The organism is Pseudomonas sp. P5_B2 (genome assembly GCF_056400445.1).
On record NZ_JBFULH010001026.1, the window covers coordinates 1 to 1134 of the forward strand.

Sequence of the window (1134 nt, forward strand, 5' to 3'; positions counted from 1 at the left end):
GAGTTGGCGCGCCTATCATTGGTGCGACTCAGGGCTGGTATGTTCCGCGCTATGTAGTGGAAGGGGACGTTAAACGTAACCGGCCAGCGCAAGCACCTGACCTCAAGACAGTCGCTGACCTGAGCAAGTACGCGAGCGTCTTCCACGATTCGGAGGAACCATCCAAAGGCCGCTTCTACAACTGTCCTGCTGGCTGGATTTGTGAGCAAGACAATACTGAGATGTTGAAAGAGTACGGTCTTGAGAAAACCTTCACGAATTTCCGTCCAGGCACCGGTGCCGCATTGGATGCGGCTGTGCTGTCCAGCTATAAACGCGGTGAACCGGTACTGTTCTATTACTGGTCACCGACGCCGCTGATGGGCCAGATTGACGCGATTAGATTGGAAGAAAAGACTGGAGCCAACAAAGACGTCATCACCATGGTCGGACTCTCCAAGGCTTTTCATGAGCAGGCTCCTGAATTGGTCGCGGTTCTGGAGAAGGTCAATATTCCCATCGATCTGTTGAATCAGAACTTGGCGAGGATGGCCCGGGAGCGCATCGATTCTCCGAAGCTGGCCAGAATGTTCCTCAAGGAGCACCCGGAAATCTGGCACGCCTGGGTAGATGAGACTGCGGCAAAAAAGATCGAGGCATCGCTCTAACCTGTCTTGAGGGCAAGGATGCCCGCCCTTTGTAATGTCCCTCTGTTGTGGTCATTTCTAAAAGTTGCCGGTGACCATGTTTCAGGCCCCGTGTAATAGTCGGCCGGTTGTTAGTGATTCGTTACGATCGGTCGCTATAACTTCAGGACACCCTCCAATCAGCGGCCTCCCAGGCGCATCACCTTTAAACACTTCCCTTTGTGCGTAATCCCCCATCAAAGCGCATCCGGGCCATTGTTGGTGTGGGTTAGTCAACACCGCTTCTGGCCGTACAGCGACAATCTAGCCCCGGCCGTCGCAGCGGGAAGCAACTCATTTTTCGAGATTGCATTCCTCCCCAATCCTCCTTGGTACGAAACGTCAACCCTTATGGTGAGTGTGGCCCAGAGGCTGGCGGAAGAAATAAATCGATAATCGCACGCTTTTTGTTGAGTCGAATGACTGTCTCTTATACACATCTCCGAGCCCACGAGACTCTAATAAATCT

At 52.9% G+C, this 1134-nt stretch carries 1 protein-coding gene; it reads left to right on the forward strand.

Annotated features, from left to right (window positions below):
- On the forward strand, positions 1 to 647 hold a 647-nt coding region (locus tag AC1DRJ_RS28890), incomplete at its 5' end, for a glycine betaine ABC transporter substrate-binding protein (protein ID WP_477805139.1).
- Positions 648 to 1134: the final 487 nt, after the last annotated feature.